22 protein-coding genes are annotated in these 24,092 nt (G+C 61.9%); 13 read left to right on the top strand and 9 right to left on the bottom strand.

Going from position 1 to position 24,092, the window contains the following annotated elements; genetic code table 11:
• Positions 1 to 95 precede the first annotated feature (95 nt).
• Entirely contained in the window at positions 96 to 1,928 is a 1,833-nt protein-coding gene (locus C5L13_RS04850; protein WP_105382611.1) for a methyl-accepting chemotaxis protein, read from the bottom strand.
• A 197-nt stretch (positions 1,929 to 2,125) separates the two neighbouring features.
• On the opposite strand from C5L13_RS04850, the gene C5L13_RS04845 reads away from it, so the two are divergent.
• From C5L13_RS04845 to C5L13_RS04835, 3 genes are read left to right on the top strand one after another with little or no spacing between them, the layout of a single operon-like run.
• Positions 2,126 to 2,515 carry an acyl-CoA thioesterase gene (locus C5L13_RS04845; protein ID WP_105382151.1) on the top strand — a complete coding sequence of 130 codons (390 nt, stop codon included), beginning with the start codon at positions 2,126 to 2,128 and terminating at the stop codon, positions 2,513 to 2,515.
• Between the two features lie 3 nt (positions 2,516 to 2,518).
• Entirely contained in the window at positions 2,519 to 3,106 is a 588-nt protein-coding gene (locus C5L13_RS04840) for a hypothetical protein (protein ID WP_105382150.1), read from the top strand.
• 12 nt (positions 3,107 to 3,118) lie between these two features.
• Complete coding sequence (locus C5L13_RS04835; RefSeq protein WP_105382149.1) at positions 3,119 to 3,613, top strand: GNAT family N-acetyltransferase; 495 nt, start codon at positions 3,119 to 3,121, stop codon at positions 3,611 to 3,613.
• Here the strand turns inward: C5L13_RS04835 and C5L13_RS04830 are convergent.
• The gene (locus tag C5L13_RS04830; protein WP_105382148.1) at positions 3,610 to 4,788 is read right to left on the bottom strand and encodes a DUF1501 domain-containing protein; all 1,179 of its coding nucleotides are present in this window, start codon (positions 4,786 to 4,788) and stop codon (positions 3,610 to 3,612) included. The two genes, C5L13_RS04835 and C5L13_RS04830, sit on opposite strands and share 4 nt — an antisense overlap.
• A 2-nt stretch (positions 4,789 to 4,790) precedes the next feature.
• Positions 4,791 to 6,257, bottom strand: a complete 1,467-nt coding sequence (locus C5L13_RS04825) for a DUF1800 domain-containing protein (protein WP_105382147.1) — start codon at positions 6,255 to 6,257, stop codon at positions 4,791 to 4,793.
• A 217-nt stretch (positions 6,258 to 6,474) separates the two neighbouring features.
• Here C5L13_RS04825 and C5L13_RS04820 point away from each other — a divergent pair, with 217 nt between their 5' ends.
• The 5 genes from C5L13_RS04820 to uvrB all read left to right on the top strand — a co-directional run bounded on the left by C5L13_RS04820 (position 6,475) and on the right by uvrB (position 13,579).
• Positions 6,475 to 7,332: a hypothetical protein gene (locus C5L13_RS04820; protein WP_158693387.1), complete on the top strand. Its 858-nt coding sequence runs from the start codon at positions 6,475 to 6,477 to the stop codon at positions 7,330 to 7,332.
• A gap of 36 nt (positions 7,333 to 7,368) precedes the next feature.
• Positions 7,369 to 7,572 carry a hypothetical protein gene (locus C5L13_RS04815; RefSeq protein ID WP_105382145.1) on the top strand — a complete coding sequence of 68 codons (204 nt, stop codon included), beginning with the start codon at positions 7,369 to 7,371 and terminating at the stop codon, positions 7,570 to 7,572.
• Positions 7,573 to 7,879: 307 nt separating this feature from the next.
• A complete protein-coding gene (locus tag C5L13_RS28650) occupies positions 7,880 to 8,155 on the top strand; it encodes a hypothetical protein (RefSeq protein ID WP_158693386.1) in 276 nt (91 codons plus the stop codon).
• 236 nt (positions 8,156 to 8,391) lie between these two features.
• Positions 8,392 to 10,386 carry a putative bifunctional diguanylate cyclase/phosphodiesterase gene (locus tag C5L13_RS04805; RefSeq protein WP_105382143.1) on the top strand — a complete coding sequence of 665 codons (1,995 nt, stop codon included), beginning with the start codon at positions 8,392 to 8,394 and terminating at the stop codon, positions 10,384 to 10,386.
• An 82-nt stretch (positions 10,387 to 10,468) separates the two neighbouring features.
• On the top strand, positions 10,469 to 13,579 hold the full coding sequence (uvrB, locus tag C5L13_RS04800) for an excinuclease ABC subunit UvrB (protein WP_105382142.1): 3,111 nt from the start codon (positions 10,469 to 10,471) through the stop codon (positions 13,577 to 13,579).
• A gap of 150 nt (positions 13,580 to 13,729) precedes the next feature.
• On the opposite strand, the gene C5L13_RS04795 is transcribed toward uvrB, so the two are convergent.
• The gene (locus tag C5L13_RS04795; RefSeq protein ID WP_105382141.1) at positions 13,730 to 14,041 is read right to left on the bottom strand and encodes a putative quinol monooxygenase; all 312 of its coding nucleotides are present in this window, start codon (positions 14,039 to 14,041) and stop codon (positions 13,730 to 13,732) included.
• 214 nt (positions 14,042 to 14,255) lie between these two features.
• On the opposite strand from C5L13_RS04795, the gene C5L13_RS04790 reads away from it, so the two are divergent.
• From C5L13_RS04790 to C5L13_RS04780, 3 genes are all read left to right on the top strand, one after another.
• Entirely contained in the window at positions 14,256 to 15,320 is a 1,065-nt protein-coding gene (locus C5L13_RS04790) for a GTP pyrophosphokinase (RefSeq protein ID WP_105382140.1), read from the top strand.
• A 319-nt stretch (positions 15,321 to 15,639) separates the two neighbouring features.
• Positions 15,640 to 16,104 carry a DUF3828 domain-containing protein gene (locus C5L13_RS04785; RefSeq protein WP_105382139.1) on the top strand — a complete coding sequence of 155 codons (465 nt, stop codon included), beginning with the start codon at positions 15,640 to 15,642 and terminating at the stop codon, positions 16,102 to 16,104.
• 730 nt (positions 16,105 to 16,834) lie between these two features.
• On the top strand, positions 16,835 to 17,233 hold the full coding sequence (locus tag C5L13_RS04780) for a hypothetical protein (RefSeq protein WP_105382138.1): 399 nt from the start codon (positions 16,835 to 16,837) through the stop codon (positions 17,231 to 17,233).
• 136 nt (positions 17,234 to 17,369) lie between these two features.
• Here the strand turns inward: C5L13_RS04780 and C5L13_RS04775 are convergent, their stop codons facing one another.
• The 5 genes from C5L13_RS04775 to cysG all read right to left on the bottom strand — a co-directional run bounded on the left by C5L13_RS04775 (position 17,370) and on the right by cysG (position 22,304).
• Positions 17,370 to 18,182: a ferredoxin--NADP reductase gene (locus C5L13_RS04775; RefSeq protein ID WP_105382137.1), complete on the bottom strand. Its 813-nt coding sequence runs from the start codon at positions 18,180 to 18,182 to the stop codon at positions 17,370 to 17,372.
• 159 nt (positions 18,183 to 18,341) lie between these two features.
• Complete coding sequence (locus C5L13_RS04770) at positions 18,342 to 18,845, bottom strand: DUF934 domain-containing protein (protein WP_105382136.1); 504 nt, start codon at positions 18,843 to 18,845, stop codon at positions 18,342 to 18,344.
• Between the two features lie 12 nt (positions 18,846 to 18,857).
• Positions 18,858 to 20,531 (bottom strand): nitrite/sulfite reductase, encoded by a 1,674-nt coding sequence (locus tag C5L13_RS04765; protein ID WP_105382135.1) that lies wholly within the window; start codon positions 20,529 to 20,531, stop codon positions 18,858 to 18,860.
• A gap of 7 nt (positions 20,532 to 20,538) precedes the next feature.
• Positions 20,539 to 20,853: a DUF2849 domain-containing protein gene (locus C5L13_RS04760; protein WP_105382134.1), complete on the bottom strand. Its 315-nt coding sequence runs from the start codon at positions 20,851 to 20,853 to the stop codon at positions 20,539 to 20,541.
• Positions 20,850 to 22,304 (bottom strand): siroheme synthase CysG, encoded by a 1,455-nt coding sequence (gene cysG / locus C5L13_RS04755; RefSeq protein WP_105382610.1) that lies wholly within the window; start codon positions 22,302 to 22,304, stop codon positions 20,850 to 20,852. Before cysG ends, C5L13_RS04760 begins: the two co-directional genes overlap by 4 nt.
• A gap of 235 nt (positions 22,305 to 22,539) precedes the next feature.
• Between cysG and C5L13_RS04750 the strand changes: the two genes are divergently transcribed.
• Positions 22,540 to 23,118, top strand: coding sequence for a nucleoside deaminase (locus tag C5L13_RS04750; protein ID WP_105382133.1), 579 nt, complete (start codon positions 22,540 to 22,542; stop codon positions 23,116 to 23,118).
• A 17-nt stretch (positions 23,119 to 23,135) separates the two neighbouring features.
• On the top strand, positions 23,136 to 23,990 hold the full coding sequence (mazG, locus tag C5L13_RS04745) for a nucleoside triphosphate pyrophosphohydrolase (protein WP_105382132.1): 855 nt from the start codon (positions 23,136 to 23,138) through the stop codon (positions 23,988 to 23,990).
• Positions 23,991 to 24,092 lie beyond the last annotated feature (102 nt).

The raw sequence follows: 24,092 nt of genomic DNA, 5'->3' as shown, positions 1-24,092 counted from the left end.
CCTGGCACCGCGATCATGCCGAACACGACGGGCACCGAAGTCAAAAAGCCGCCGGACTTTCATCCGGCGGCTCTGTTGATGATATAGCGCGGCTGTCAGGCGGCGCGGTAACGGGTCGTCGAGCCGTAGGCAGCACCCCGGCCGGCATTGTCCAGCGTGAAGGCCGCAAGCAGATCCTGCAGGTGCAGGCTCTGGTCCGCAAGCGTCTGGCTCGCAGCTGTGGTCTCTTCCACCATGGCCGCATTCTGCTGGGTCATCTGGTCCATCTGGTTGACGGAGGAGTTGATCTCCTGCAGCCCGGTTGCCTGTTCGCGCGCGGCGGTGGCGATCGTGTCCACATGCGCGTTGACCCGTTCGACCAGCGTCGCGATCTCGACCAGCGCGTCGCCGGTGGAGCGCACCAGCGAAACACCGCCTTCGACTTCGCGGGCGGAATTGCTGATCAGCGTCTTGATCTCCTTGGCCGCATTGGCGGAACGCTGGGCAAGTTCGCGCACTTCCTGTGCAACGACTGCAAAGCCCCTGCCCGCCTCGCCGGCTCGCGCCGCCTCGACGCCTGCATTGAGCGCCAGGAGGTTGGTCTGGAAGGCGATCTCGTCGATGACGGAGATGATCTGGTTGATGCGGTTCGAGGACTCCTCGATGCGGCCCATGGCATCGATCGCGTTGCGGACGATCTGACCGGACCGGCCGGCGCTCTCCTTCGTCTCGCTCACCATCTCGCGCGCCTCGTGCGCCCGGTCCGATGCGGTGCGGACCGTTGCAGTGATCTCGTCGAGCGCGGCGGCGGTTTCCTCGAGGGCTGCGGCCTGCTGTTCGGTGCGCTTGGAGAGATTGCCGGTGGCGCTCGAGATATCGGCAGCGCTGTCGCGAACCACGAGGCTCGTCTCGGTGATGGCATCGATCGCCCGATGCAGCGAGCCGACGGCGGCGTTGAAATCGTCGCGCAGCTTGGCGTAGTCCTCGCCGATATCGCCGAGCGATACGGAAAGATCTCCACCTGCCAGGCTCTCCAGCGCGCGGCCGAGTTCGCCCATGGCGCGGGCCTGACGCTCGGCCGAAGCCGAAAGCACACGTTCCCTTCCGGAACGCTCTTCGGCAAGCGCGCGGCTCTGATCCGCCTCGCGGGCCTGAAGCTGGCTGCGTTCCTCGACCGAGTTTCTCAGAACCACGACGGCGCGGGCGATGTCGCCGATCTCGTTCTTCTCGTCCGTGCAGGGAACGGAGACACCCACCTCGCCGGCGGCAATCGCCTGCAACACCTGTTTGACCTTGCCGATCGGTCCCGTGACGCTTCTGACGACGAAGGCGGCACCACCGACCAGGACCAGCGCGCCAACGGCGAAGATCGCGCCGAAGTTGATCGCGTCGCGCCGGAACATGGCGTGCAGGTCGTCGACGTAGACGCCGGTGCCGATGACCCAGCCCCAGGGCGCGAAGCCGGCCACGTGCGAATATTTCTCCTGCGGCTGCTCGAAGCCCGGCTTCGGCCAGTGATAGTCCACGAAGCCCTTGCCCTGGGCCTTCACCGTGTTGACGAACTCGACGAACAGGAACTTGCCGTTCGGGTCCTTGTCACCGTTAAGATCCTTGCCGTTCATTTCCGGCTTGATCGGATGCATGACCATGCGCGGCGTCATGTCGTTGATCCAGAAATAGCCGGTCCCCTCGCCGTAACGCATGCCGGCAATGATGGCTTTCGCTTCCGTCTGGGCCTGCTCGCGGGTCATGGTGCCGGCGGCCTCCAGACCCTGATATTTCTTAAGCACGGTGAGCGCGGCGTCGTTCATCTGCGCAAGGCCAGCCTTGCGCTCCCGTTCCGACGAGGCATAGCTCTGGAACAGACTGAACGTCATCGCGCCACCGAGAATGACAAGCGACAAAAGCACAAGACAGTAAAGCCGCCAGGAAATTGTAAGACGTTGCACGAGGTCCCCCTCCATTTGAAGTTTGTCACATTCTAATGACGGATGGTTACTATGGCGTGAAAGGGGAAACCTCGCCGTACGCGCGAAAGATGACTTCCGCACATGCAACCATTTGGAAAACCGGATAGGCTTTCGACCGCATCCGCCCTAATCTCGGATGGGAGGAATCAGGACAGACAAGAAAGGGAACAAGAGCCATGACCGACAATGCGAGACCCACGGGGGAGCTGACGCTCCGCACACTCGCCATGCCTGCGGACGCCAATGCGGCCGGAGATATCTTCGGCGGCTGGGTCATGGCGCAGATGGACCTTGCGAGCGGCATCCGCGCCGCCGAGCGTGCCCGCGGCCGGGTCGTGACGGCGGCGGTGAAGGAAATGGCTTTCCAGCTGCCGGTGAAGATCGGCGACACGCTCAATGTCTACACCGAGATCACCCGCGTCGGACGCACCTCGATCACGCTCAACGTCGAGGCCTGGGCACACAGGGCGCGCTACCGGTTCCTGGAAAAGGTGACGGCCGGCACCTTCATCATGGTGGCGCTCGACGAAGACGGCAAACCGACGCCGGTGCCCGACGAGGAGTAAGCCATGGACCCCGTGACCGCCACCGAAACCTTCACGCATATCCGTGTGGTGATGGGCATGGTGGTCAGCCTTGGCCTGGCACGGCTTTTGAACGGTCTCGCCGGTATCGTGCAACATCCGAAAGCCGCCCGCGTCTACCTTGTCCATCTCGGATGGGTGGCGTTCATGTTCCTCTTTCTGGTTCATTTCTGGTGGTGGGAACACCGGCTGCACGCCCTGCCCGTCCTCGGCTTTGCGGCCTATCTGTTCCTCATCGGCTTCTGCGCGCTGTTCTTCTTCCTCTGCGCGCTGCTCTTCCCCACCTCGATGCAGGATTATGACAGCTACGAGGACTATTTTCTGTCGCGGCGGACATGGTTCTTCGGTTTCCTCGCCGGATTGCTGATCACCGATATCATCGACACCATGATCAAAGGCCGCGACTATTTCCTGTCGCTGGGCTTCGAATATCCGGCCCGCACCATGATCTATATCGTGCTGAGCCTCGTCGCCGCGACGACCGCCAACCGGCGCTATCACGCCGGGTTTGTCATCTTCGCGCTTGCCTATCAGCTCTATTGGATCTTTCGCGTCTACGACATCCTGACATAGGCCGGGGTACACATGCCATCGATACCCACTCTCGAAACCCAGCGGCTGCTCTTGCGTCCCCAGACGATGGAGGACTGGCCCGACTTTGCCGAGCTGATGTTTTCCTCGCGCGCCGCCTTTATGGGAGGTCCGTTTTCGGAGGATGCGGCCTGGGGCCTGTTCTGCGGCGACATCGCGCAGTGGGCGCTGATGGGACACGGCGCATTGATGATGGAGGAACGCGCAACCGGTCTGTGTCTCGGACAAGTCGGCATCAATCACGGTCCGCTCTTTCCCGAACATGAACTGGGCTGGTTCGTCTATCCCGAGGCTGAGGGAAAAGGCTACGCGTATGAAGCCGCCGCCGCATTGCGGGAATGGGCCTTCAAAACCCGTCGTATCGAGACCCTGGTGAGCTACGTCCACCCCGATAACAGCCGTTCCCGCAAGCTCGCCGAACGGCTGGATGCCGCGGCACCGCGTCGAGATCCCGTCGACCTGATGTTCCGGCACCCTCCATCCCGCTAACCCTTCAGATAGGCCGAGGACTTATCGAAACTCAGTCCCGGAAAGACCTTGCCGGTCAGATTGTCCGGGTCAATGCCGAACTGCCTGTAAAGCATGGCGGCCGCAATTTCGCGCACGTCGCCGGTCGGCATCAGGTCGCGCCGATCGAGCAGCTGGTCGTCGCCGAGCCCCGGCCACTGGCCGAGTACCTTGCCGCCGGGGATGGCGCCGCCGGCGAGCACGGCAAGCCCGCCGGTGCCGTGGTCGGTGCCGCCGGTACCGTTTTCGCGTGCCGTGCGGCCGAACTCGGTGATCGCCAGCACGACCGTCTTTCCCCATGCCTCGTCGCCCAGGGAGGCCTTCAGCGTGACGATGGCGGTCGACAGGTCGCCGACGGCTTTCCTGAACTGCGCCTTTTGGCCCACGTGGGTATCCCAGCCGTTGATCGAGAAGCTGGCGATCCGGTATTCCTCGCGAAGCATGCCGCCGGCGAGCCCCGCCATTTCGGCAATCCCCGCCCCGCGCTTGGCGTCGCCGTAAAGAGCGTCCGCCGACATATCGGTCTTCTTTGCCTCCTCCATCGCCCTGGCAAAGGCCTCGTCACCGGCATAGAGGCGATCGAGAAAGGCGATCTCGTCTTCCGCAAGCGTGAAATTGCTCTGGGTCGACCAGGAGTCCACGTCGTTCGGACCGCTGAGGATGAGCTCCCTCGCAGCGTTGATGTCGATCGCCTTGCGGGCGTCGGAACGGGGAATGGCGGCAAGCGCGCGGTTCAGCCAGCCGGTCCGCTCGGCCTTGTCACCGCCGCCGGTCTCCAGCATGTCCTGACCGTCGAAATGGCTGCGCTGATCGCGATAGGGCGTCGAGACCGCGTGAATGAAAGACAGTTCCCCCGCCTGCCAAAGCGGCATCAGCGCCGAGGCGGCCGGGTTGAGGCCGAAGAAGCCGTCGAGATCGAGAAGGCCCGTCTGCGGCGTCAGGCCGAGCTTCGGTCGCAGCGCTGCAAAAGCGGGATCGCCATAGGGCTGCACGAGATCGAGCCCGTCCATCGCGCCGCGCAGGACGATCGTCACGAACCGGTTGTCGCCGGGCGCGGCGGCCAGGGTAACCGGGGTCAGGATCGGCGCGGCGGCGGCACAGCAGGCGCCTGCGAGAAACCCGCGGCGCGACAACAGGAGGCTCTGCTGCAAGGTCATGTTCATCTCCTGTTGAATTCGGGTGAAGCGAGAACCATGGTGATGCCATGCACCTTGTTCGGCGCCTGCGAGATGATCCTCTGGGTTTCGGGACGGGCAGCATCGGCCAAGGCGGCAGCGAGAAATTCGGACGGCTCCATCTTCTGCCCGAGGATGCGGGCAACCATGCGCGACCAGGCGATCCGCTCGCTGAGCTGGCTTGGAGACAGCCATACGCCGGCCTCGTCGGCGAAGCCGGCCGGGCTCGGCGGTTGCCAGACCGGCTGGCCCATGCGCTGCAGCGCGCCGAATGTCAGCGCGTTTGCCCGTCCTGCTTTTTGCTTCGCATCCTCCTTCGCCCTCACCCCCGCCATTTCCATGGCCTTTCCGACCGGCCCCTCGTCCTCGCCCTCGATGTCGCGCAGAAGTTCGGCAAAGTTCTTTTCCGGCAGATCGAAAGCGCGGAAGCCCGACACGATGAACTCGAAGGGCTGCTTGATCTTCTGTCCCGGGTCCGACCAGGCGCGCGGATGGGTCAGCATGGCGCGATAGACTTCGGTCAGGTTGCCCTGGCTCTTCGTCCAGGCGTCCACCATCGCCTGAACGACCTCCTCCGGCGGCGTGTCGGCTATGAAGTGGCGCGCAAGCTTGCGAGAGACGTGCCGAGCGGTGTTCGGGTTCGCCGCCAGGTCTTCGAGCATCAGGATATGATCCTGACCGGCGCCTTCGTCGTCTTCGTAGGAGCGGCCGAGCAGCGAAATGGGCCCGGCTTCCGCCAGCCGCGGACGATAGACCACTTCCAGAGCCCGGTTGTCGACCGAAAGACCGGTGAGGATCAGCGAGGCGGCGCGGACATCGTCCTGGGTATAGCCGCTGCCGGCGCCGAGCGTGTGCAGTTCGAGCAGCTCGCGCCCGAGGTTCTCGTTGAGCCCGCGGCTGTTCTTGCGGCCGGCAACCGAATCCGGCCCGACGCTCTGGTTCTGGTCGAGATAGATCAGCATCGCCGGATGCAGGATCGCGGCCTGCAGGAGTTTTGAGAAGGAACCGCCGATATTCGGGCGGATCGACTGCGCCTCGTAAAGCGGCACGATCATGCGCATCGGCAGCGACTTCAGGACGCTCGTGGAGAAGTGATCGGCCCAGAAGGTCGCCAGCCTTTCATAAAACCCGAGTGGGGAATGAATGGCCTGGGCGATGCGGCCCATGGCATCCTGGCGATAGATGCGCTGAGCCTGGCGCTGCGTTTCCTTGCGCAGATCCGCGTTCGGATTGCCCGCTCGGGCCGCCTTCGCCTCCGCCGCCCTGACCGAAAGCACCCGGGTTGCGGTCTCGATCCGTCCCGTCAGCCCCTCGCGGGGAAAACGCGGCTTTTCCGCAACGCCCTCCTCGATCTGTGCCAGCAGCGCATCGGCATCGCCGGGCGGCTCTTCCCCCGGGCGAAGACCATAACCGAAGCGGATGGCGGCCAAGGTCGGGATAGATGGATTCATTCGATCATTTCCTCTTTGGACCATGATCAGGGTCCCCGACAATTGTGGTGGAAAGGTTCATAAATTGCGGCCATTTCGCGACATGGAGAATTTGTAATGCTGAAGACGGCAGGCCGCCGTCCAAACAGCTACAACCCCAAACTCCCCCTTTGGTTGCATACGATACGTTTTCAATCGGAAATACCTGTGGCCTTATGTATTTCCTGGGGGAACTTGAATGATACAAAGAACTTGTCGTGCAGCCATGATCGTGGCTGCAGCAACGGTTGCGCTTACCGGCTGCACTCCATCGATCGCCGGAGGCCCAAACCTCGCTCAATACAACAGTGTGACCGCAACTTATTTTGCCGGCGGCTACGCGCCGTCGCGTCTGGCGGCCTATCATTCCGCTGGTGATTTCGACAAAAAGGCGCTTCGCAATTCGATCGTCCTCAGCGCCATGGGTTCGATCGATGTGGAGTATGCGCGCTTCGCTTCCCAACTGACGCAGGAAAGCCAGGGCGTTCCCTTCGTCGCGACGCTTGCCAGTCTGTCACTGAGCGGTGCGGGGACGCTCGCCGCAGCAAAGGCCACCAAGACCGCGCTGGCTGCGGTGGATACCGGCGTCAAAGGCGCGCATGCCGCCTACGACAAGAGCATTCTCTCGGAGAAGACGATCCAGTTCCTGCAGAAGCAGATGCGCGCCAACCGGAACCGGGTGCGCTCGTCGATCATCGACAAACTGCCGCTGGATACCACGGCCTATCCGCTGGAACTGGCCCTGATGGATGTCAATGAATACGCCTCGGCAGGCACGGTCACCGCGGGTTTGATCGGTATCGACGAACAGACTTCGCAGGTTCTGGCTCTGACCGAGGCCACCAGGACCGAGGTCGTCTACCCCTATTCGGCAGACGACGCGAGCGCACTCATCAACAGCTATATCGACCGCAACCCCGACGCCCCTCAGACGCTCAAGAACTGGCTTGCCCGACACAACATAGCTAGGCTGACGGATTTCCTGAACGATGCTCGCTTTGCGGCGGCGCGCCGTCAGTTCGTCCGCGAATACGGGCTGAGGCTTCCCGCATCTTGAATATAAACCTCGGCAGGCTCCATGGGAGGAGATCAGATGATAACGATCACAGGTGTGCCCGAACGGGAGTTGCCCAATGTTCTCCGCAGCATTTCGATCGATGGATTGACCGTCACATCGATCGAGAAAGTGACGGACGGCACCTACACCATCATCTACGGCCCAGAAGCAGCTAAGACCCCATCCAATCCCACAGGGTCACCTCGCCGGGAAGCCGGAGCCAGAACGGTGAAGAGATAACCTGTCCGCTACCGGGAGGATGACTCGGCGAAGAGTTCGGCCTATGACGCATTCCGGCCCGAAGCGGTCACTGGGGTTGCTCAAATTTACGCATCCCTTAATCTCTCCAAAGAGTTTGGAGAAGACTGACATGACATGGCTCATCGACTCTTTCTCAGGAATTGGGCCTATAAGATTTGACATGACTCCAGAGGATGTCGCCACACACATTGGAGCACCAGACCGGTCGAGACGCGGCCTTCGGCCTGATACGTTCAGTGAGCATCGCGGTACCAAAGCGCCAGTCGTACGCTATCGAGAAAATCGCGTGAGCGAGATCGAAGCCTTCTACGATATTGGGGTAGTTATGTTTCGAGGGATATCTGTTTTCGGAACGAACGGATTAAAGGTACTCCGCGCATTGGAAGAGCTAAACGGGGGAGCCGCGATTTCTGTTGGGATCATACTGTTCGACAAGCTCGGCTTAACGGTGGGCCGTCTGGATGAAGGTCCGCCCACAGGGCATTCGGTAACCGCCTTTGCATCCGGCACTTGGAACGGCAAAGCCGATGACTTCACTAGCATCAGTTTCAATGACCGCTAATGGCGCGATTCAGCTACGAACTATCTTCGGCCGGCGGTACCGCTATCGAACTCCGCAAAAGCCTCCGAGTTCGTCGCTCGGATCGCACGGATATGCCGGGCATGCGGGAGATTCCTTTTTTAAATGCGGGAACACTGATAAGTTTGATCGGGTTGGGGGTTACGGATCGCCTTTAAAGGAATTTTATAGGGGATCGGTCATGTTGCGATGTTGCCAGCCACTATCCGACGGAGCTTATGGAGAAGGATCCGAAAACCGACAAGGCCGACCGGTCGCTTGACATGGACGTCCGGCGTGCCCAGGCCTTTACGATGCTCGATCGCCTGCGCTCGACGCTCATCACCAATGCTGTGATCTCCGCGTCCGCTCTGTTTGTCTCGACCCTCAGTCACGGTCTGGCGTTTTCGACCAGCGTATGGTTCGCCTCCGTTATCGGCGGTCTCCTGCTGCGAGCATTCCTCGGAACGATCCTGAAACGCTGGCAGACGGCCGAGCACGATCCCCAGCAGGCGCTCGATGTCCTGACGGTGGGTGCGCTGACCAGCGGAACCACCTGGGCCATGCTTCCGCTCTCTGTACCCGACTTCAATCCTGTGGGCGGAGATAGCGGGCTCTATCTCATCATGTGCGGCATGGCGACCGGGGCGATCATGATGGGCATGGGATATAGTCCGATTTCGCTCGCGTTCGCCTTGCCTCCGCTTGCCGCCGTGGTGGTTTCGCTCGCCGCGGGGGGCGATGCGAGCGGCTGGCTGGTTGCGCTCAACGTGCTGGCGCTGACCTTGGTCCTGTTCCGCAGCAGCCGCATGAGCCAGGCTACCTTCGTCGACAACGTGCGGGGCAAGCTGAAGGCGACCGCCCTCGCCGATTCCCTCTCATCCGCCAATTCGGACATCCTGCGCGCCAATTACCGGCTCGAGGTGCTGGCCAATTGCGACCCTCTCACCGGTCTTGCCAATCGCGCCGCCTTCAATGCGGCCCTCACCACCGGAATCGCCGCGGCGACCGAAAGCGGCACGCAGCTCGCCCTCCTCATCCTTGATCTCGATCGGTTCAAGTCCATCAACGATACACTCGGCCACAGCGCCGGCGATGCGCTGCTTGTGGAGGTCAGCGACCGGCTGCGTTCGACAGCCGACGGCAAAGGCATCATCGCGCGGCTCGGCGGCGACGAATTTGCGATGATTTTCGGCGGCGCCGACGCAGCCGCCATGGCGCGCGTCCAGGCGGAGCGCATTCTGGAGCGCAGCCGTCAGCCCGTTATGCTCGACGGGCAGGCAACCGTTGTCGGCACCTCGATCGGCCTCGCCGTCTTCCCCGACCATGGAGGCACGGCCGAGGATCTGTTCATCTGCGCCGACATGGCCCTCTACCGGGCGAAGGACGGGGGCCGCCGTCAGTGGCGCGAATTCGAACCCACCTTCCGTTCCCAGGCCGACCGCCAGCATCAGATCGAACAGGAACTCGGCGAAGCGCTGGCGAGCGGCGACGTCCACGCCTGGTTCCAGCCGCAGGTCAATCTCGCGTCCGAGGAGATTACCGGTTTCGAGGCGCTGGTGCGCTGGCACCATCCCTATCTCGGGCCGATCGCGCCGCCGGAGATCGTTCATGCGGCGCAGGCCACCAACCTTTCTGACAAGCTGACCGCCACGGTCGCGGAAGCGGCCTGCCGGCTGCTGAACAGCCTGCCGGCGCTCGGCCTGCCGAAAGCCACCGTGGCGATCAACGTCTCGCCGCGCGAATTCGACCTCTACAGCGTCGCTGACGTGCTCGACCGCATCACCACCGCGCATCGCATCGATCCGACCCTGTTCGAGATCGAGATCACCGAGGAGGCCATTCTCGACACGCTGGTCGCCGGCGAGCAATTGAAGCGGATCGAGCGCTCCGGCTACAAGCTGGCGGTCGACGACTTCGGCGCCGGCCATTCCTCGCTCGCCTATCTGGTGCAGCTCAAGGTCGACCGGCTGAAGCTCGACCGCCGCTTCGTCACCGGCATTCACCAGAGCCGCCAGAACCAGGAGATCGTCGGCGCCATGGTCGGGCTCGGCCGGGCGCTTTCCATGGAAGTGGTGATCGAGGGGGTCGAAAGCGAGGAGGAGGCAAATGCCTTGAAATGCCTCGACTGTTCCTGCGCCCAGGGCTATTTCTTCGGCCGACCGATGCCCGCCGACCGGCTCGCCGGCTGGATCGAAAGACGGCGCGCGCTCGGCAACCGCGCCGTCGCCTGAAGGCCGCACCGTTTCCCTTTTGTACTCGTTTTGTGGCCGCGCCCCCCTTTTCTTCGGCGCGATTCCTCTCCATATTCGCCGCATGGCCAAATCCCCGAAAAAATCGCCCGCCTCGCCCCGTGAAAACAACGCAGGTTTCGAGGAAGCCCCGCAATCGTCCTTCGAAGGCGCGCCGCTGTCCGGCAGCGTTTCCGACTGGGTGAAGCAGCTCGAGGCGGAGGCGGAAGCCTCCTCCGTCGAGACCCAGCGCGAGATCGCCTCCAAGGCCGGCAAGCACCGCAAGAAGATCGAGATCGCGGCCCGCGAGGAGGCCGTCCGGCAGGCCGCCAAGGAAGCGCCCAAGACGGCGAAGAACACCACCGCCTCGAAGACCGCCCGCGGCGTGTCGATCGGCGCCTCGTCGGATCCGAAGACCCGGGCCAGAGCCGGCCTCAACCCGGTCGCCGGCCTCGACGTGTCGCTCGAAGAGGCCAAGAATATGGCGTCATCTTTGGCGCCGGGCGCCGTCACCGCCACGGTGGAGGCGCTGTCGAAGCTGATCGAGAGCGGCAATCCGCTGTTCAAGGACGGCAAGATGTGGACGCCGCACCGACCGGCGCGGCCGGAAAAGTCGGAGGGCGGCATCGCCATCCGGATGACCTCCGAATACCAGCCCGCCGGCGACCAGCCGACCGCCATCCGCGATCTCGTCGAGGGCATATCGTCGGGCGAGCGCAGCCAGGTGCTGCTCGGCGTCACCGGTTCGGGCAAGACCTTCACCATGGCCAAGGTGATCGAGGAGACCCAGCGCCCCGCCGTCATCCTCGCGCCCAACAAGACGCTCGCAGCCCAGCTCTATTCGGAGTTCAAGAACTTCTTCCCCGACAATGCGGTGGAATATTTCGTCTCCTATTACGACTACTACCAGCCGGAGGCCTATGTGCCCCGCTCCGACACCTATATCGAGAAGGAATCGTCGATCAACGAACAGATCGACCGGATGCGCCACGCCGCCACCCGCGCCATCCTGGAGCGCGACGACTGCATCATCGTCGCCTCGGTCTCCTGCATCTACGGTATCGGTTCGGTCGAGACCTATACGGCGATGACCTTCCAGATGTCGGTCGGCGACCGGCTCGACCAGCGCCAGTTACTCGCCGACCTGGTCGCCCAGCAATACAAGCGCCGCGACATGGATTTCCAGCGCGGCTCGTTCCGCGTCCGCGGTGATACGATCGAGATCTTCCCGGCCCACCTGGAGGATGCGGCCTGGCGCATCTCGATGTTCGGCGACGAGATCGACGCGATCACCGAATTCGACCCGCTCACCGGCCAGAAGACCGGTGACCTGAAATCGGTAAAAATCTACGCCAATTCGCACTACGTCACCCCGCGCCCCACCCTCAACGCCGCGATCAAGTCGATCAAGGAGGAGCTGAAGCACCGGCTCGCCGAGCTGGAAGCCGCCGGCCGCCTGCTCGAAGCCCAGCGGCTGGAACAGCGCACCCGCTACGACGTCGAGATGATGGAGGCGACCGGCTCCTGCGCCGGCATCGAGAACTACTCGCGCTACCTCACCGGCCGCCGCCCCGGCGAGCCGCCGCCGACGCTGTTCGAATACATCCCGGACAATGCGTTGATCTTCATCGACGAAAGCCATGTCACCATCCCGCAGATCGGCGGCATGTATCGCGGCGACTTCCGCCGCAAGGCGACGCTTGCCGAATACGGTTTCCGCCTGCCGTCCTGCATGGACAACCGGCCGCTGCGCTTCGAGGAATGGGACGCGATGCGCCCGCCGACCGTCGCCGTCTCCGCCACCCCCGGCGGCTGGGAGATGGAGCAGGCCGGCGGCGTCTTCGCCGAACAGGTGATCCGCCCGACCGGCCTCATCGATCCGCCCGTCGAGGTCCGCCCGGCCCGCAGCCAGGTGGACGACGTGCTCGGCGAGATCCGCGAGACCGCCGCCAAGGGGTATCGCACGCTCTGCACCGTGCTCACCAAGCGCATGGCGGAAGACCTCACCGAATACCTGCACGAACAGGGCGTGCGCGTCCGCTACATGCATTCCGACATCGACACGCTGGAGCGCATCGAGATCATCCGGGATCTGCGCCTCGGCGCCTTCGACGTGCTTGTCGGCATCAACCTCTTGCGCGAAGGCCTCGACATTCCCGAATGCGGCTTCGTCGCCATTCTCGACGCCGACAAGGAAGGCTTCCTGCGCTCCGAAACCTCGCTCATCCAGACGATCGGCCGCGCCGCGCGAAACGTCGACGGCAAGGTCATCCTCTATGCCGACAAGGTGACCGGCTCGATGCAGCGGGCGATGGACGAGACCTCGCGCCGCCGCGAAAAGCAGATGACCTACAACGAGGCCAACGGCATCACGCCGGAATCGGTGAAGGCGAAGATTTCCGACATCCTCGATTCCGTCTACGAGCGCGACCACGTCCGCGCCGACATTTCCGGCGTCTCCGGCAAGGGCTTTGCCGATGGCGGCCATCTGGTCGGCAACAACCTGCAGGCCCATCTCAACGCGCTCGAAAAATCGATGCGCGACGCCGCCGCCGACCTCGACTTCGAAAAAGCCGCGCGCCTGCGCGACGAAATCAAACGCCTCAAGGCCGCCGAGCTTTCGGTCATGGACGATCCGATTGCGCGGGACGAGGCACGCAGCCAGGAAGGCGGCAAAGGCGGAGCAAGAGGCCGCCGCGAGTCGATCTCCCCCCTTGAGGGGGAGATGGGCGGCAGCCCAGAGGGGGGTGCCTCACCCTCCGACCCCACGGCGATACCCCCCTCTGCCCCTGCCGGGGCATCTCCCCCTCGAGGGGGGAGATCGGGAGACCGCACCTCCCTCTTCGCCAAACCCACCCTCGACGACATGGGCCGCGACATCGCCGAACCTGCGAAAGCATCCCTCTTCCGCAAGAACACGCTCGACGAAATGACCGTCGGCCGCACGGAAAAGCCGGTCGACAAGAGGCGTGGAGCGCCGGAGGCGCGACAGGGGTCAGAAGAAGGCAAGCTGCCGCCGAAGCCGGCCGACGAACCCGGCAAGCGCTTCTCGCCCCTGCTCGAAGGCCAGCCGGAGCGCGACGACGGCGTGCGTCCGCTCGTCCGCGGCAAGGTCGGCGCAGGTTCCTACGAAGACCCCGGCGAGCAGAAGCGCAAGAGCCGCACCAAGGGCAAGACCGGCCGGCCGGGACGGTAACCGCCAAGTCTCTTCTCCCCGCCTGCGGGGGTGAGACGTGTTCGGCGCAGCCGACGAAACGATCCAGTGAATCGTTTCGAGCGACGAACGCCCTGAGCCAAAGCGAAGGGCCGGCTAAGATGCCGGCAGGGGGCGACGACGTCCCTGCCCTCACTCGAACCTTTCGTCGGTATGCTGCACCTCGGCCGAGATCACGTTGTCGATCACCACATGCGAGAGCAGTGTCGGACCGACCGCCCAGAGCGCGCGCATATGGTCGGTATCCTCATGACGCCGATGCGCCTCCTCGCTGGTAAAGGCTTCGGCAAGCAGCAGCTTGTCCGGATTATCAGGCATGGGCACGAGCTCGATGTAGAAACAGTCCGGATCGAGCCGGCTCTTCTCCAGATGCTCCCGCGCCGCCTCCAGATATTCCGCCCGCTTCCCGGGCTTGGTGGTGAAGAACCCGATTATGATTTTCATGGCGGTGCTCCCTGGGGTTGACCGGGAGAAAGGTGGAGCGGGTGGTAGACGGAGGCAAGACGTCTAACGCGACTCTCAAAGGTCGAACCGCGCAACGGGAACTTGCGGACGACGGTGAGCTACGGATTTTAAGCTGGGCTTGCTACCCAAATGCTTTACGAACCATGCCTATTGCTGACAAGCTTGAAGGTAGGAATCGGAAACGGGGTAGGTTATGGATATCGACGCATGGATTGAGGAGTGCCTTCCGAAGCATGTGCGACTAACTGAATCTATATTATCCATAGCAAAAAGCCTGCTGGAAACGCGTGGCGTTGAGTACCTGTCCATTTCTGGACGTACTAAAGATGCAAACAGTATTCACGAGAAGGTCAAGCGAAAGAAATACAAAGATCCGCAATCCCAGGTGACTGATATTTCCGGCATTAGAATAATTGTTTTCATCGAGTCAGAGATTCAGAATGTCTCTGACATCATAAATCAATCTTTCAATGTTGATATGAAAAATAGCAGTAATAAAGACGATGGCTTATCCTCCGATCAGGTCGGTTATCGTTCGGTTCACTTCGTATGTGATTTGGGACCCAAGCGCGCGGAACTTCCAGAATTCGAGGGTCTGTGCGATTTGAAATTTGAATTTCAAATCCGTACAGTGCTGCAGCATGCTTGGGCAGAGCTGGCTCATGACAGATCCTATAAATTTAGATCTGTGCTCCCAAAAGATATTCAGCGACGATTGTATCTTCACGCCGGTCTGTTAGAAATCGCCGACAAAGGCTTTAGCGACATTTCAAGAGAAATCGACGCCTATACAGCGGAAGTAATAGAAGATTACCGCATTGGCAATTTAGACTTAGAGATAAATTCCATAACCCTCAGGAACTTTATCGAAGATTGGGCAAGAAGTAATGATTATCCGTTAGAAACAATAAAGGACGAAACCCATTTCCAAAACTTAATTGACGAGCTTAAGGCCTTCGGCGCAACAAAGATAGCCGACATTATTAAAATAATACCTGAAAACTATGCAAAAAAAAGCAAAGAGCTTGCCTACTACACAAATATATATGGGTTAATCAGAGGTTGGTTAATTATAAAAGATATTAAAAAGTTAAAAGAAGAGATTCGAGTTAATTGGACACTTTATGATCCAGATTCATCCGAAGAGGAATATGAAATATATAAATACTTCTCCACCCCAGAGAATTATGACGCTATATTAACTTACGCTGAAGCAGAAAAATACGACATGGAGGATGACGAGGAGCACAACTTTTAAGCAACCAACGTTTGCTAAATGGTCTGGCAGTTCTACATGGGCTCAACGCTCCATGCTGAATAACCGCCGGGTACGTTGACGTAGTCCGGCAAAAGTTTATCTGCACCATTTAAGCCGTCACTAGTGCGCGGATATAGAGCTCTGTTTCGGCGGGGCCGGCGCCGGATGCAAGGAACGACGCAAGTCCCTGCATTCGGATCCGCGGAAGATGGTCTCCCTCCGGCGACATCCGTCCAACCCGCGCCTCTCGATCCTCCCCCTATCCTTTCGCCGAATCCTCGCGTAACCATCTCCCATCGCAGCTCGGGAAAACCACACCATGCGCCTGCCAGCCGTCATCCTCGCCTTCACCCTGCTTGCCCTCTCCGCCCTTTCCGCCAGCGCCGAGACCTTCAAAACGCCGCAGGCGCTGGTCAAGGCGCTTTATGCCCATGACACTGCCGAAAGCGCCGAGGACGCGCCCTCGCCCTATAGCCCCTTCTTCTCCCACGGGCTGAACCGGCTGTTCCAGGCGGACCGCGAGGCAACGCCGGAGGGCGAGGTCGGGGCGGTGGATTTCGATCCGGTGATATCAGGTCAGGACGGCGAGGCGAAAAACGTCAGCCTCAGCCCGCCGATCATCATGGATGACCGGGCCGAGCTGGAAGTCTCGTTCCGGAACGGCAGCGAGGCCGTGACGCTCTATTACACGCTGGTGCGCGAACAGGGCGGCTGGAAAGTGGACGACATCGCCAACCAGGAGGGCGAGTATCCCTGGAGCCTGCGCGAGCTTCTGGAGCAATAGAGCGGTCGAAGCCTCGTTTCCGCTGCGGGGACGAACGATCCCCCGCGCCGGAAACTCCGGCACCAAAATCTTCCACTAAGCCGATGATTTCCCATGCCCTCCCGGGATCGGGCGGCCGTGGACGCTTTATTTTTCATCCCCGCCCCCTCACCCCATGCCTACACTTACCCCGTCCCGCATCGGATACACCGGAAGGCGTTCCGGCGAGGCGGGACCGGCGCCGGGTGCCAGGAAACGACGTAAGTCCTTGCATCAGGGGTCCGCGGAAAATGGTCTCCCTCCGGCGACACGGGGAGAGATGAAGGGTTGCGGACCGGCCCTCGTCTCTTGATGCCCGAAAGCGCGCGCCGGATGTGCCTGTGCGGCACACAGGGTGGCCCGAAGGATGGTTTCGCCGGGCTCTTTGAAGTCCGTCCGCCTCAAGCGGAAAGTCCGGCGGCGGTTTCTGGTTGCCCTTGCCGGTTGGTCCTCGGGTTAAACCCGAGGATCCGGACGGGTATCAGGAGCCAGACGAACACCATCGCGAAAGGCCAAGGCAGAGGGACCGCAGTCGCGGATAAAAACCGCCGAACGGGGCGCTGAGAGGTGTCACCTATAAACTAAACATAAGAGGCAGCTCCCAGCGCCCCGTCCGATCCTCGTCCTCGGGTTTAACCCGAGGATGACTAGAAGCAACAATCGTCCTTCTCGGGCGAACGAAGTGAGACCCGAGGATCGCCAAGGGATTACCATGTCCAAAGACAAGCCGCGCCGCATCGATACCTGGCTCGCCGCCCGCACCGCCGAAATGCTCGCCCTGCCCCATATGGTCTGCCGCCAGCGCGACTGCCGCCGCCGGAATAGCTGCCACTGGCATTTCAAGTCCGACAACGAACCCTGCTGCCTGCAGAACCTCTCCGCCGAGCAGCGCGAGGTGTTCGATGCGATTTATGACTGGGCGCGTCTCGCGCAAAGCTTTCTCGGCTCCGACAGCTATCTTTTCGAGGCCCGTCACGGTGAGCAGCGAATGCTCGACGACGTGGCGATCGAGATCGCCCGCATGTCGCCCAATCGCTGGACATCCGAGATCTGGGATGCGGCGAGGCGCAGGCGGGAGAAGAAGCTGCCGCCGGCGGAGGGCAGGCAATAGACGATGTCGAAGAGGTGGAAAGGGCGTAGGGGGTCGCGTATGACGACCCGCCCCCCGGCCCTTCGCTAGGGCTCAGGGCGTTCGTCACTGCAATCGATTCACTGGATCGATTGCTCGGGCTGCGCCCGACCGTTCCTCACCCCACGAAAGCCCGTTCGATGACGAATTCGGCGGGTTTGCTGTTGGCGCCTTCGGTCAGCCCTGCCTTTTCGAGCAGGGCCTTGGTGTCCTTCAGCATCTCCGACGAACCGCAGATCATGCCGCGGTCGGTTTGCGGGTCGAGCGGCGGCACGCCGAGGTCGGCGAACAGCTTGCCGTTCTCCATCAGGTCGGTGATGCGGCCCGTATGGGAAAAGTCCTCGCGGGTGACGGTCGGGTAATGCTTGAGCTTGGTCCCGACGATCTCCGAGAGGAATTCGTGGTTGCGGATCTCCTCCACGAGGTCGAAGCCGTATTTCAGCTCGGCCACCTCGCGGCAGGTATGGGTGAGGATCACCTCGTCGAACTTTTCGTAGGTCTCGGGGTCGCGGATGAGGCTCGCGAAGGGGGCAATCCCGGTGCCGGTCGAGAACATGTAGAGGCGCTTGCCCGGCGTCAACGCGTCGAGCACCAGCGTGCCGGTCGGCTTCTTGCGCATCAGCACGGTGTCGCCCGGCTTGATCGCCTGGAGATGCGAGGTCAGCGGACCGTCCGGCACCTTGATCGAGAAGAACTCCAACTCCTCGTCCCAGGCGGGGCTGGCGATCGAATAGGCGCGGTAGACGGGCTTTTCGCCGACCATCAGGCCGATCATCGCGAATTCGCCCGAGCGGAAGCGGAAGCCGGCCGGCCGCGTCATCCGGAAGCGGAACAGGCGGTCGGTGTAGTGCTCTACCGCCAGCACCGTCTCGGCATAGACGCCGTCCGGGATCTTGACTGCAAATTCCTCGTTCTTCGCTGGAGCGTTCATGCCAATCCGTCTCTCGGTCTCAATGTCTCGGGCTCGCTAGCCCATGGCCTTCGCGGAAGCGAAATATACCATAAGGCCGGTCTTTTGAAGGCACCCGCGTGCCTTTGTCGCGGGTGCCTTGAGAAAATATGTGCCGGAAAATCACCTTTCCCGTGCCGATCAGGCGGAGCGGCGGCGCCAGCTGTAGCCGCCGGACTTGTCCGCATGGCGGGCGGTCGGCTGGTAATGCACCGCAATCCCCGGCAGCCGCCCCTCCTCCAGCCGCTTCAGCGCGGTGGCGTTCTTCACCGCAAAACTGTCGACGCCACAACGCAGCATCAGCGGGATCTGGTCGATCAGCACGTCGCCGACGGCGCGCAGCTCGTTCTTGTAGGCGAGCCGGTCGCGCAGCAGCGAGGCATGGCTGAACGCGCGGCCGTCGTTGAAGGCCGGGAATTCCACCGCGACGATCTCGAGGCGGTAGAGATAGGGCTCGAGCTTGCGCACGTCGTCGGCCGGCTTGATCAAGACGCCGAGGCCGACGTCGTTGCTCGTCTCCGCCCTCTCGATCAGCTGATCGAGCGGCAGCAGCACCTTGTCGTCTTCGCCCGCCTTCAGCTCGTCCGTCTCGATCACCCAGGGGTCGTTGGCGACGAAGCCGGTTTCTTTCCAAACTCTGGTCATCACGCTGCCCCCTTACGCCGCTTCTGCCTTGGGATCGCCATAGAGCGCATCCTTGAACGGCTGCGGCCCGACGCGGCGATAGGCTTCGAGGAAGATCTCCTCCTTCGAGAGGCGAAGGCCGAGATAGGTGTCGACAATCGTCTCGATCGCATCGGTCACCTTGTTGGGCTCGAAACCGCGGCCGATGATCTCGCCGATCGAGGTGTGCTCGTCGCCGGAGCCGCCAAGCGTGATCTGATAGAGCTCGGCGCCCTTCTTCTCCACACCCAGAAGACCGATATGGCCGACATGGTGATGGCCGCAGGCGTTGATGCAACCCGAAATCTTGATCTTCAGCTCGCCGATCTCCGCCTGGCGTTCCGGCGCACCGAAGCGGTTGGAGATTTCCTGTGCCACCGGGATCGAGCGGGCGTTTGCGAGCGCGCAATAGTCCAGCCCGGGACAGGCGATGATATCGGTGATCAGCCCGGCATTGGCGGTCGCCAGGTTCTGGGCGGTGAGCGCGCGGTAGAGCGGCTCGAGATCGGCCAGCGCCACATGCGGCAGGATGACGTTCTGCTCGTGGCTGATGCGGATTTCGTCGAAACCGTATTCCTCGGCGAGATCGGCGATCACGTCCATCTGCACGTCGGAAGCGTCACCCGGAATGCCGCCGATCGGCTTCAGCGAGATCGTCACCATGCCGTAGTCGGGATGTTTGTGCGGCTGGACGTTCTGGCTCACCCAACGGCCGAAAGCCTCGTCCTGCTTCTTCCAGCCGGCGAGCTGCGCCCAGCCTTCCGGACGGTCCGGCAAGGCGGGCGGGGCGAAATAAGCGGCGATCGCCTGAATGTCGGCTTCGGGCAACTTCAGTTCGGTGCCCTGCAGATGCGAGAACTCTTCCTCGACCTGCCGGGTGATTTCTTCGACGCCGGTCTCGTGGACGAGGATCTTGATGCGCGCCTTGTACTTGTTGTCGCGCCGGCCGAAGAGGTTGTAGACCCGCACGATGGCGGTTACGTAGGACAGCAGGTCGGCCTCCGGCAGGAAGTCGCGGATCTTCTTGGCGATCAGCGGCGTGCGCCCCTGCCCACCGCCCACATAGACGGCGAAGCCAAGTTCGCCCTGGTCGTTCTTCTTGACATGCAGGCCGATGTCGTGGACCTGGATCGCAGCGCGGTCGCGCTCCGCACCGGTGACGGCGATCTTGAACTTGCGCGGCAGGTAGGAAAATTCCGGGTGGACCGAGGACCACTGGCGCAGGATCTCCGCGTAGGGCCGCGGGTCGGCGACCTCGTCGGCCGCAGCGCCGGCGAAATGGTCGGCGGTCACGTTGCGAATGCAGTTGCCCGAGGTCTGAAGCGCGTGCATCTCGACGCTTGCCAGTTCCGCAAGGATATCCGGCGTATCGGAGAGCTTCGGCCAATTGTACTGGATGTTCTGGCGGGTGGTGAAGTGCCCGTAACCGCGGTCATATTTGCGCGCGATATGGGCGAGCATGCGCATCTGGCGCGCATTCAGCGTCCCATAGGGGATTGCGACACGCAGCATATAGGCATGCAGCTGAAGATAAACGCCGTTCATCAGGCGCAGCGGCTTGAAGGCATCCTCCGCCAATTCACCTGCCAGACGGCGCGCCACCTGATCGCGGAACTGCTCCACGCGGCTGGTGACGAATGCATGGTCGAACTCATCGTAACGATACATGGTTTCCTCAGACTGCGATAAAGGCCGGATCGGCGGGGCGGTAGCCGGCAGCATATTCCATTGTCGGGCCCTGGGCACGGATGCGCTCGCGCAGGCGGATCGGCCAGAGCTTGCCGTCAACCTCCTGCACGTCGACAACGGCAACGTCAACGACCTTGTTCTCTGCAAAATCACGCTTGCCGATCGCCTCGAGCGAAGCAACCGCTTCGGCATGGCGTGCAACAAGCGCATCCTGCAGGTTTTCCACCCAGTGGCCGTTCGCGTTGAGCCAGACGGCAATGCCGTCGGACAGGCGGTTGGCGGTGAGAACCTTGTCGGTCATCTTGTCAGTCCCATTTCCTCGCGAGCCTTTTTGGCATTCTGAACCTTGAAGGCAGAAAGCGGCTCGGACTTTTCGAAATTCGCACCGGCGACGGCCTCGCCGATGATCACCATGACAGGCCCTGCGAGATCGTCGCGGGCTTCCAGGTCAGGCAGTTCCTTCAACACGCCGTGGAAGAGCCGGCGGTCTGCGCGACTGGCGTTCTCGACGACCGCAACGGTCGTTTCCGCATCCAGCCCAGCACCCATCAGGCGCTCCGCGACCGAGGCTGCAACGGTGCTGCCCATATACACGGCTATGGTCGCGCCTGATATCGCAAGGCTCGCCCAATCGGGCAATACATCGCCGGTCAGATCGTGTCCGGTCGTGAAGATCAGCGACGAGGCTACACCGCGCAACGTCAGCGGCAGTTCGAAATCGGCAGCCGCGGCAAAGGCGGAGGTAATGCCCGGCACTATTTCGCAGGACACGCCGGCGTCCCGCAAGGCAGCCATTTCCTCGCCGGCGCGGCCGTAGACGAGCGGATCACCGGACTTCAGCCGCACGACGCGCTTGCCTTGGCGGCCGAGTTCGACCAGCAAGCGGTTGATCTCGTCCTGGGACTTGGAATGGCAGTTCTTGCGCTTGCCGACCGGCAGGCGCTCCGCATCACGACGGCCCATATCGACGATCGCCTGCGGCACTAGCGCATCATAAACGATCGCATCGGCTTCCATCAGCACGCGCTGGGCGCGCAACGTCAACAGGTCTTCAGCGCCGGGACCGGCACCGACCAGCCAGACATGGCCTTCAGCGCGACCGGTCGTCGACAGCAGAGCCGTGGCGGAACGGCGCGCGGCGGCGATATCGTTCACGTCAACCGCCTCGGCGACATCGCCGGAAAAGAAGCGACTCCAGAAGATGCGGCGCGACACGCCGCGCGGCACGAAGCGCTCGGCGGCATTGCGATAGTCTGCAGCGAGGCTCGCAAGACGGCCGAGCGACGGCGACAGCATCTGGTCGATGCGCGCCCGGATCAGCTGGGCGAGAACGGGGCCGGCGCCTTCGGTGCCGATCGCCACCGCCACCGGCGCGCGGTTGACAAGCGCCGGCGTGTAAAAATCACAGAAGTCCGGCTGATCGACCGCATTGGCCGGGATTTTTTCGGCGCGCGCGGCCGCGACGATCGCACGGTCGAGCGCAGCATCGCCGGTCGCGGCGAATACCATCACCGCGCCTCTAACCTGATCCGGTGAGAAATCCGCCCGAACGGTCTCGACGCCCTGAGCTGCCAGCCAGCCGGCGTAATCCTGCTCCGGCGCGGAGGCATAGGCGACGATCTTCGCGTCGGTGTTGCGCAACAGCCGGGCCTTCGCATAGGCTTCGTCCCCATTGCCAAACACGAGAACGCTCCGTCCGCTAACGCGGAAGAAGGCCGGAAAGACCGACAGACGTTGTTGGCTTGGAGACATGCGGGTATCCTGAATCATATGACAGCACTATCCACAATAAGGCACCAGAATTGAAGGAATGGATATGCGAAGTGGGTTGCGACCCGGTATTTCTGTTTTACGATCAACCGGTTCTTGAGCAAAAGCCACCGCAAACGATATTTCTCCAGCTTTTCTGTAGACTAAAGTGTTTTATGCCCCAAACCGCTTCATCCGCGCCATAAACTGCCTAGACACCCCGCAAACAAGAGTTCCCATGACAATCGCCGCACGCCTTCTCGATGCCATAGAAAACGACATTCTGCCCCTCACGGAAAAGGGTGTCTCCGCTGGCAACAAGGTCTTCGGAGCCGCGATCCTCCGGAAATCGGACCTGTCGCTGGTGATTGCCGAGACCAACAACGAGCTTGAAAATCCGCTTTGGCATGGCGAGGTGCACACGCTGAAGCGCTTTTATGAAACTACGCGAGATCTTTCTACCAAGGACTTGATTTTCCTTTCAACTCACGAACCATGCACCATGTGTATGTCGGCCATCACCTGGGCCGGGTTCGACAACTTCTATTCGTTCTTCAGCCATGAGGATTCGCGCGACGCCTTCGCCATTCCCCACGACCTGAAAATCCTGAAGGAAGTCTTTGGCCTGGAGCCCGGCGGCTACCGGCGCAGCAATGCCTTCTGGAATTCCTACTTCATCGCCGATCTCGTCGAGACGGAGGCCGAGCCGGTGCGCAGCGCATTAAGGGCGCAGACCGCCCGCATCAAGGCCACCTATCAGAGGCTCTCGGACAATTACCAGTCCGGCAAAGGCAGCAACAGCATACCGCTCAACTGAGCGTCGGGGATTTTCCAATGGAACCATCGAAGGACATTTCGCGGCTGATCGAGATCATGGCGGCGCTGCGCACACCGGTCACCGGATGCCCGTGGGATCTGGAGCAGAATTTTTCCACCATCAAGCCCTATACGATCGAGGAGGCCTATGAAGTGGCCGACGCGATCGAACGCAGTGACATGGACGACTTGTGCGAGGAGCTGGGCGACCTGCTGCTTCAGGTGGTCTTCCATGCGCGGATGGCGGAGGAAGCAGGGGAATTCTCGTTCGAGGACGTGGTCGAGGCGATTACCCGGAAAATGATCCGCCGGCATCCGCATGTCTTCGACCGCTCCGACGCCGATACGCCCGACGCGGTGAAGGCGCAGTGGGACGACATCAAGGCGGAGGAAAAACGCGAGCGCGCCGAGCGGCGGGCCAAGCGCGCCCTCACCTTCGGCCCGGCGGCGACCGAAGACTTCAAGCATGGCTTTCTGGGCGCCGTGCACCGCAACCAGCCGGCACTGACGGAGGCACTGAAACTGCAGAGCCGGGCCGCCAAGGTGGGCTTCGACTGGTCCGAGGCTGAACCCATTCTCGACAAGATCGAGGAAGAGATCCGCGAGCTGCGCGAGGCGCTACGCGAGGGCGAGCAGGACAAGGTCGCCGATGAACTCGGCGACCTCATCTTCGCGCTCGTCAATATCGGCAGGCACGTGAAGGCGGATCCGGAAGATGCGTTGCGCGGCACCAATACGAAATTCCGCCGCCGGTTCAGCTACATCGAGACGGAGCTTGAAAAGTCGAGTCAGTCGCTCGAGGCCGCAACCCTGGAGCGCATGGAAGAGCTTTGGCAGGCGGCGAAGGCGATCGAGCGGGAAGTCGGGATATGAGGGCATCCGGCCAAGATGCTCAGGGTCAGGGGTAGCATAACTGGCCAATCGGCCGCACCGCATCGACGCCCGCGTCGCCTCGGGGACCAAAGCCCTATCGGG

The organism is Neorhizobium alkalisoli (assembly GCF_002968635.1).
GTDB lineage: Bacteria > Pseudomonadota > Alphaproteobacteria > Rhizobiales > Rhizobiaceae > Neorhizobium > Neorhizobium alkalisoli.
The sequence above is the reverse complement of the archived record's forward strand: the minus strand, read 5'-3'. Positions and strand labels throughout refer to the sequence as shown.

What these genes read in the sequence shown, in the direction of transcription:
- C5L13_RS04845 (WP_105382151.1), top strand. Translation starts at nt 2,126, where the DNA reads ATGACCGACAATGCGAGACCCACGGGGGAGCTGACGCTCCGCACACTC.
- C5L13_RS04840 (WP_105382150.1), top strand. Translation starts at nt 2,519, where the DNA reads ATGGACCCCGTGACCGCCACCGAAACCTTCACGCATATCCGTGTGGTG.
- C5L13_RS04835 (WP_105382149.1), top strand. Translation starts at nt 3,119, where the DNA reads ATGCCATCGATACCCACTCTCGAAACCCAGCGGCTGCTCTTGCGTCCC.
- C5L13_RS04830 (WP_105382148.1), bottom strand. Translation starts at nt 4,788, where the DNA reads ATGACCTTGCAGCAGAGCCTCCTGTTGTCGCGCCGCGGGTTTCTCGCA.
- C5L13_RS04825 (WP_105382147.1), bottom strand. Translation starts at nt 6,257, where the DNA reads ATGAATCCATCTATCCCGACCTTGGCCGCCATCCGCTTCGGTTATGGT.
- C5L13_RS04820 (WP_158693387.1), top strand. Translation starts at nt 6,475, where the DNA reads ATGATACAAAGAACTTGTCGTGCAGCCATGATCGTGGCTGCAGCAACG.
- C5L13_RS04815 (WP_105382145.1), top strand. Translation starts at nt 7,369, where the DNA reads ATGATAACGATCACAGGTGTGCCCGAACGGGAGTTGCCCAATGTTCTC.
- C5L13_RS04805 (WP_105382143.1), top strand. Translation starts at nt 8,392, where the DNA reads ATGGAGAAGGATCCGAAAACCGACAAGGCCGACCGGTCGCTTGACATG.
- uvrB (WP_105382142.1), top strand. Translation starts at nt 10,469, where the DNA reads ATGGCCAAATCCCCGAAAAAATCGCCCGCCTCGCCCCGTGAAAACAAC.
- C5L13_RS04795 (WP_105382141.1), bottom strand. Translation starts at nt 14,041, where the DNA reads ATGAAAATCATAATCGGGTTCTTCACCACCAAGCCCGGGAAGCGGGCG.
- C5L13_RS04790 (WP_105382140.1), top strand. Translation starts at nt 14,256, where the DNA reads ATGGATATCGACGCATGGATTGAGGAGTGCCTTCCGAAGCATGTGCGA.
- C5L13_RS04785 (WP_105382139.1), top strand. Translation starts at nt 15,640, where the DNA reads ATGCGCCTGCCAGCCGTCATCCTCGCCTTCACCCTGCTTGCCCTCTCC.
- C5L13_RS04780 (WP_105382138.1), top strand. Translation starts at nt 16,835, where the DNA reads ATGTCCAAAGACAAGCCGCGCCGCATCGATACCTGGCTCGCCGCCCGC.
- C5L13_RS04775 (WP_105382137.1), bottom strand. Translation starts at nt 18,182, where the DNA reads ATGAACGCTCCAGCGAAGAACGAGGAATTTGCAGTCAAGATCCCGGAC.
- C5L13_RS04770 (WP_105382136.1), bottom strand. Translation starts at nt 18,845, where the DNA reads ATGACCAGAGTTTGGAAAGAAACCGGCTTCGTCGCCAACGACCCCTGG.
- C5L13_RS04765 (WP_105382135.1), bottom strand. Translation starts at nt 20,531, where the DNA reads ATGTATCGTTACGATGAGTTCGACCATGCATTCGTCACCAGCCGCGTG.
- C5L13_RS04760 (WP_105382134.1), bottom strand. Translation starts at nt 20,853, where the DNA reads ATGACCGACAAGGTTCTCACCGCCAACCGCCTGTCCGACGGCATTGCC.
- cysG (WP_105382610.1), bottom strand. Translation starts at nt 22,304, where the DNA reads ATGTCTCCAAGCCAACAACGTCTGTCGGTCTTTCCGGCCTTCTTCCGC.
- C5L13_RS04750 (WP_105382133.1), top strand. Translation starts at nt 22,540, where the DNA reads ATGACAATCGCCGCACGCCTTCTCGATGCCATAGAAAACGACATTCTG.
- mazG (WP_105382132.1), top strand. Translation starts at nt 23,136, where the DNA reads ATGGAACCATCGAAGGACATTTCGCGGCTGATCGAGATCATGGCGGCG.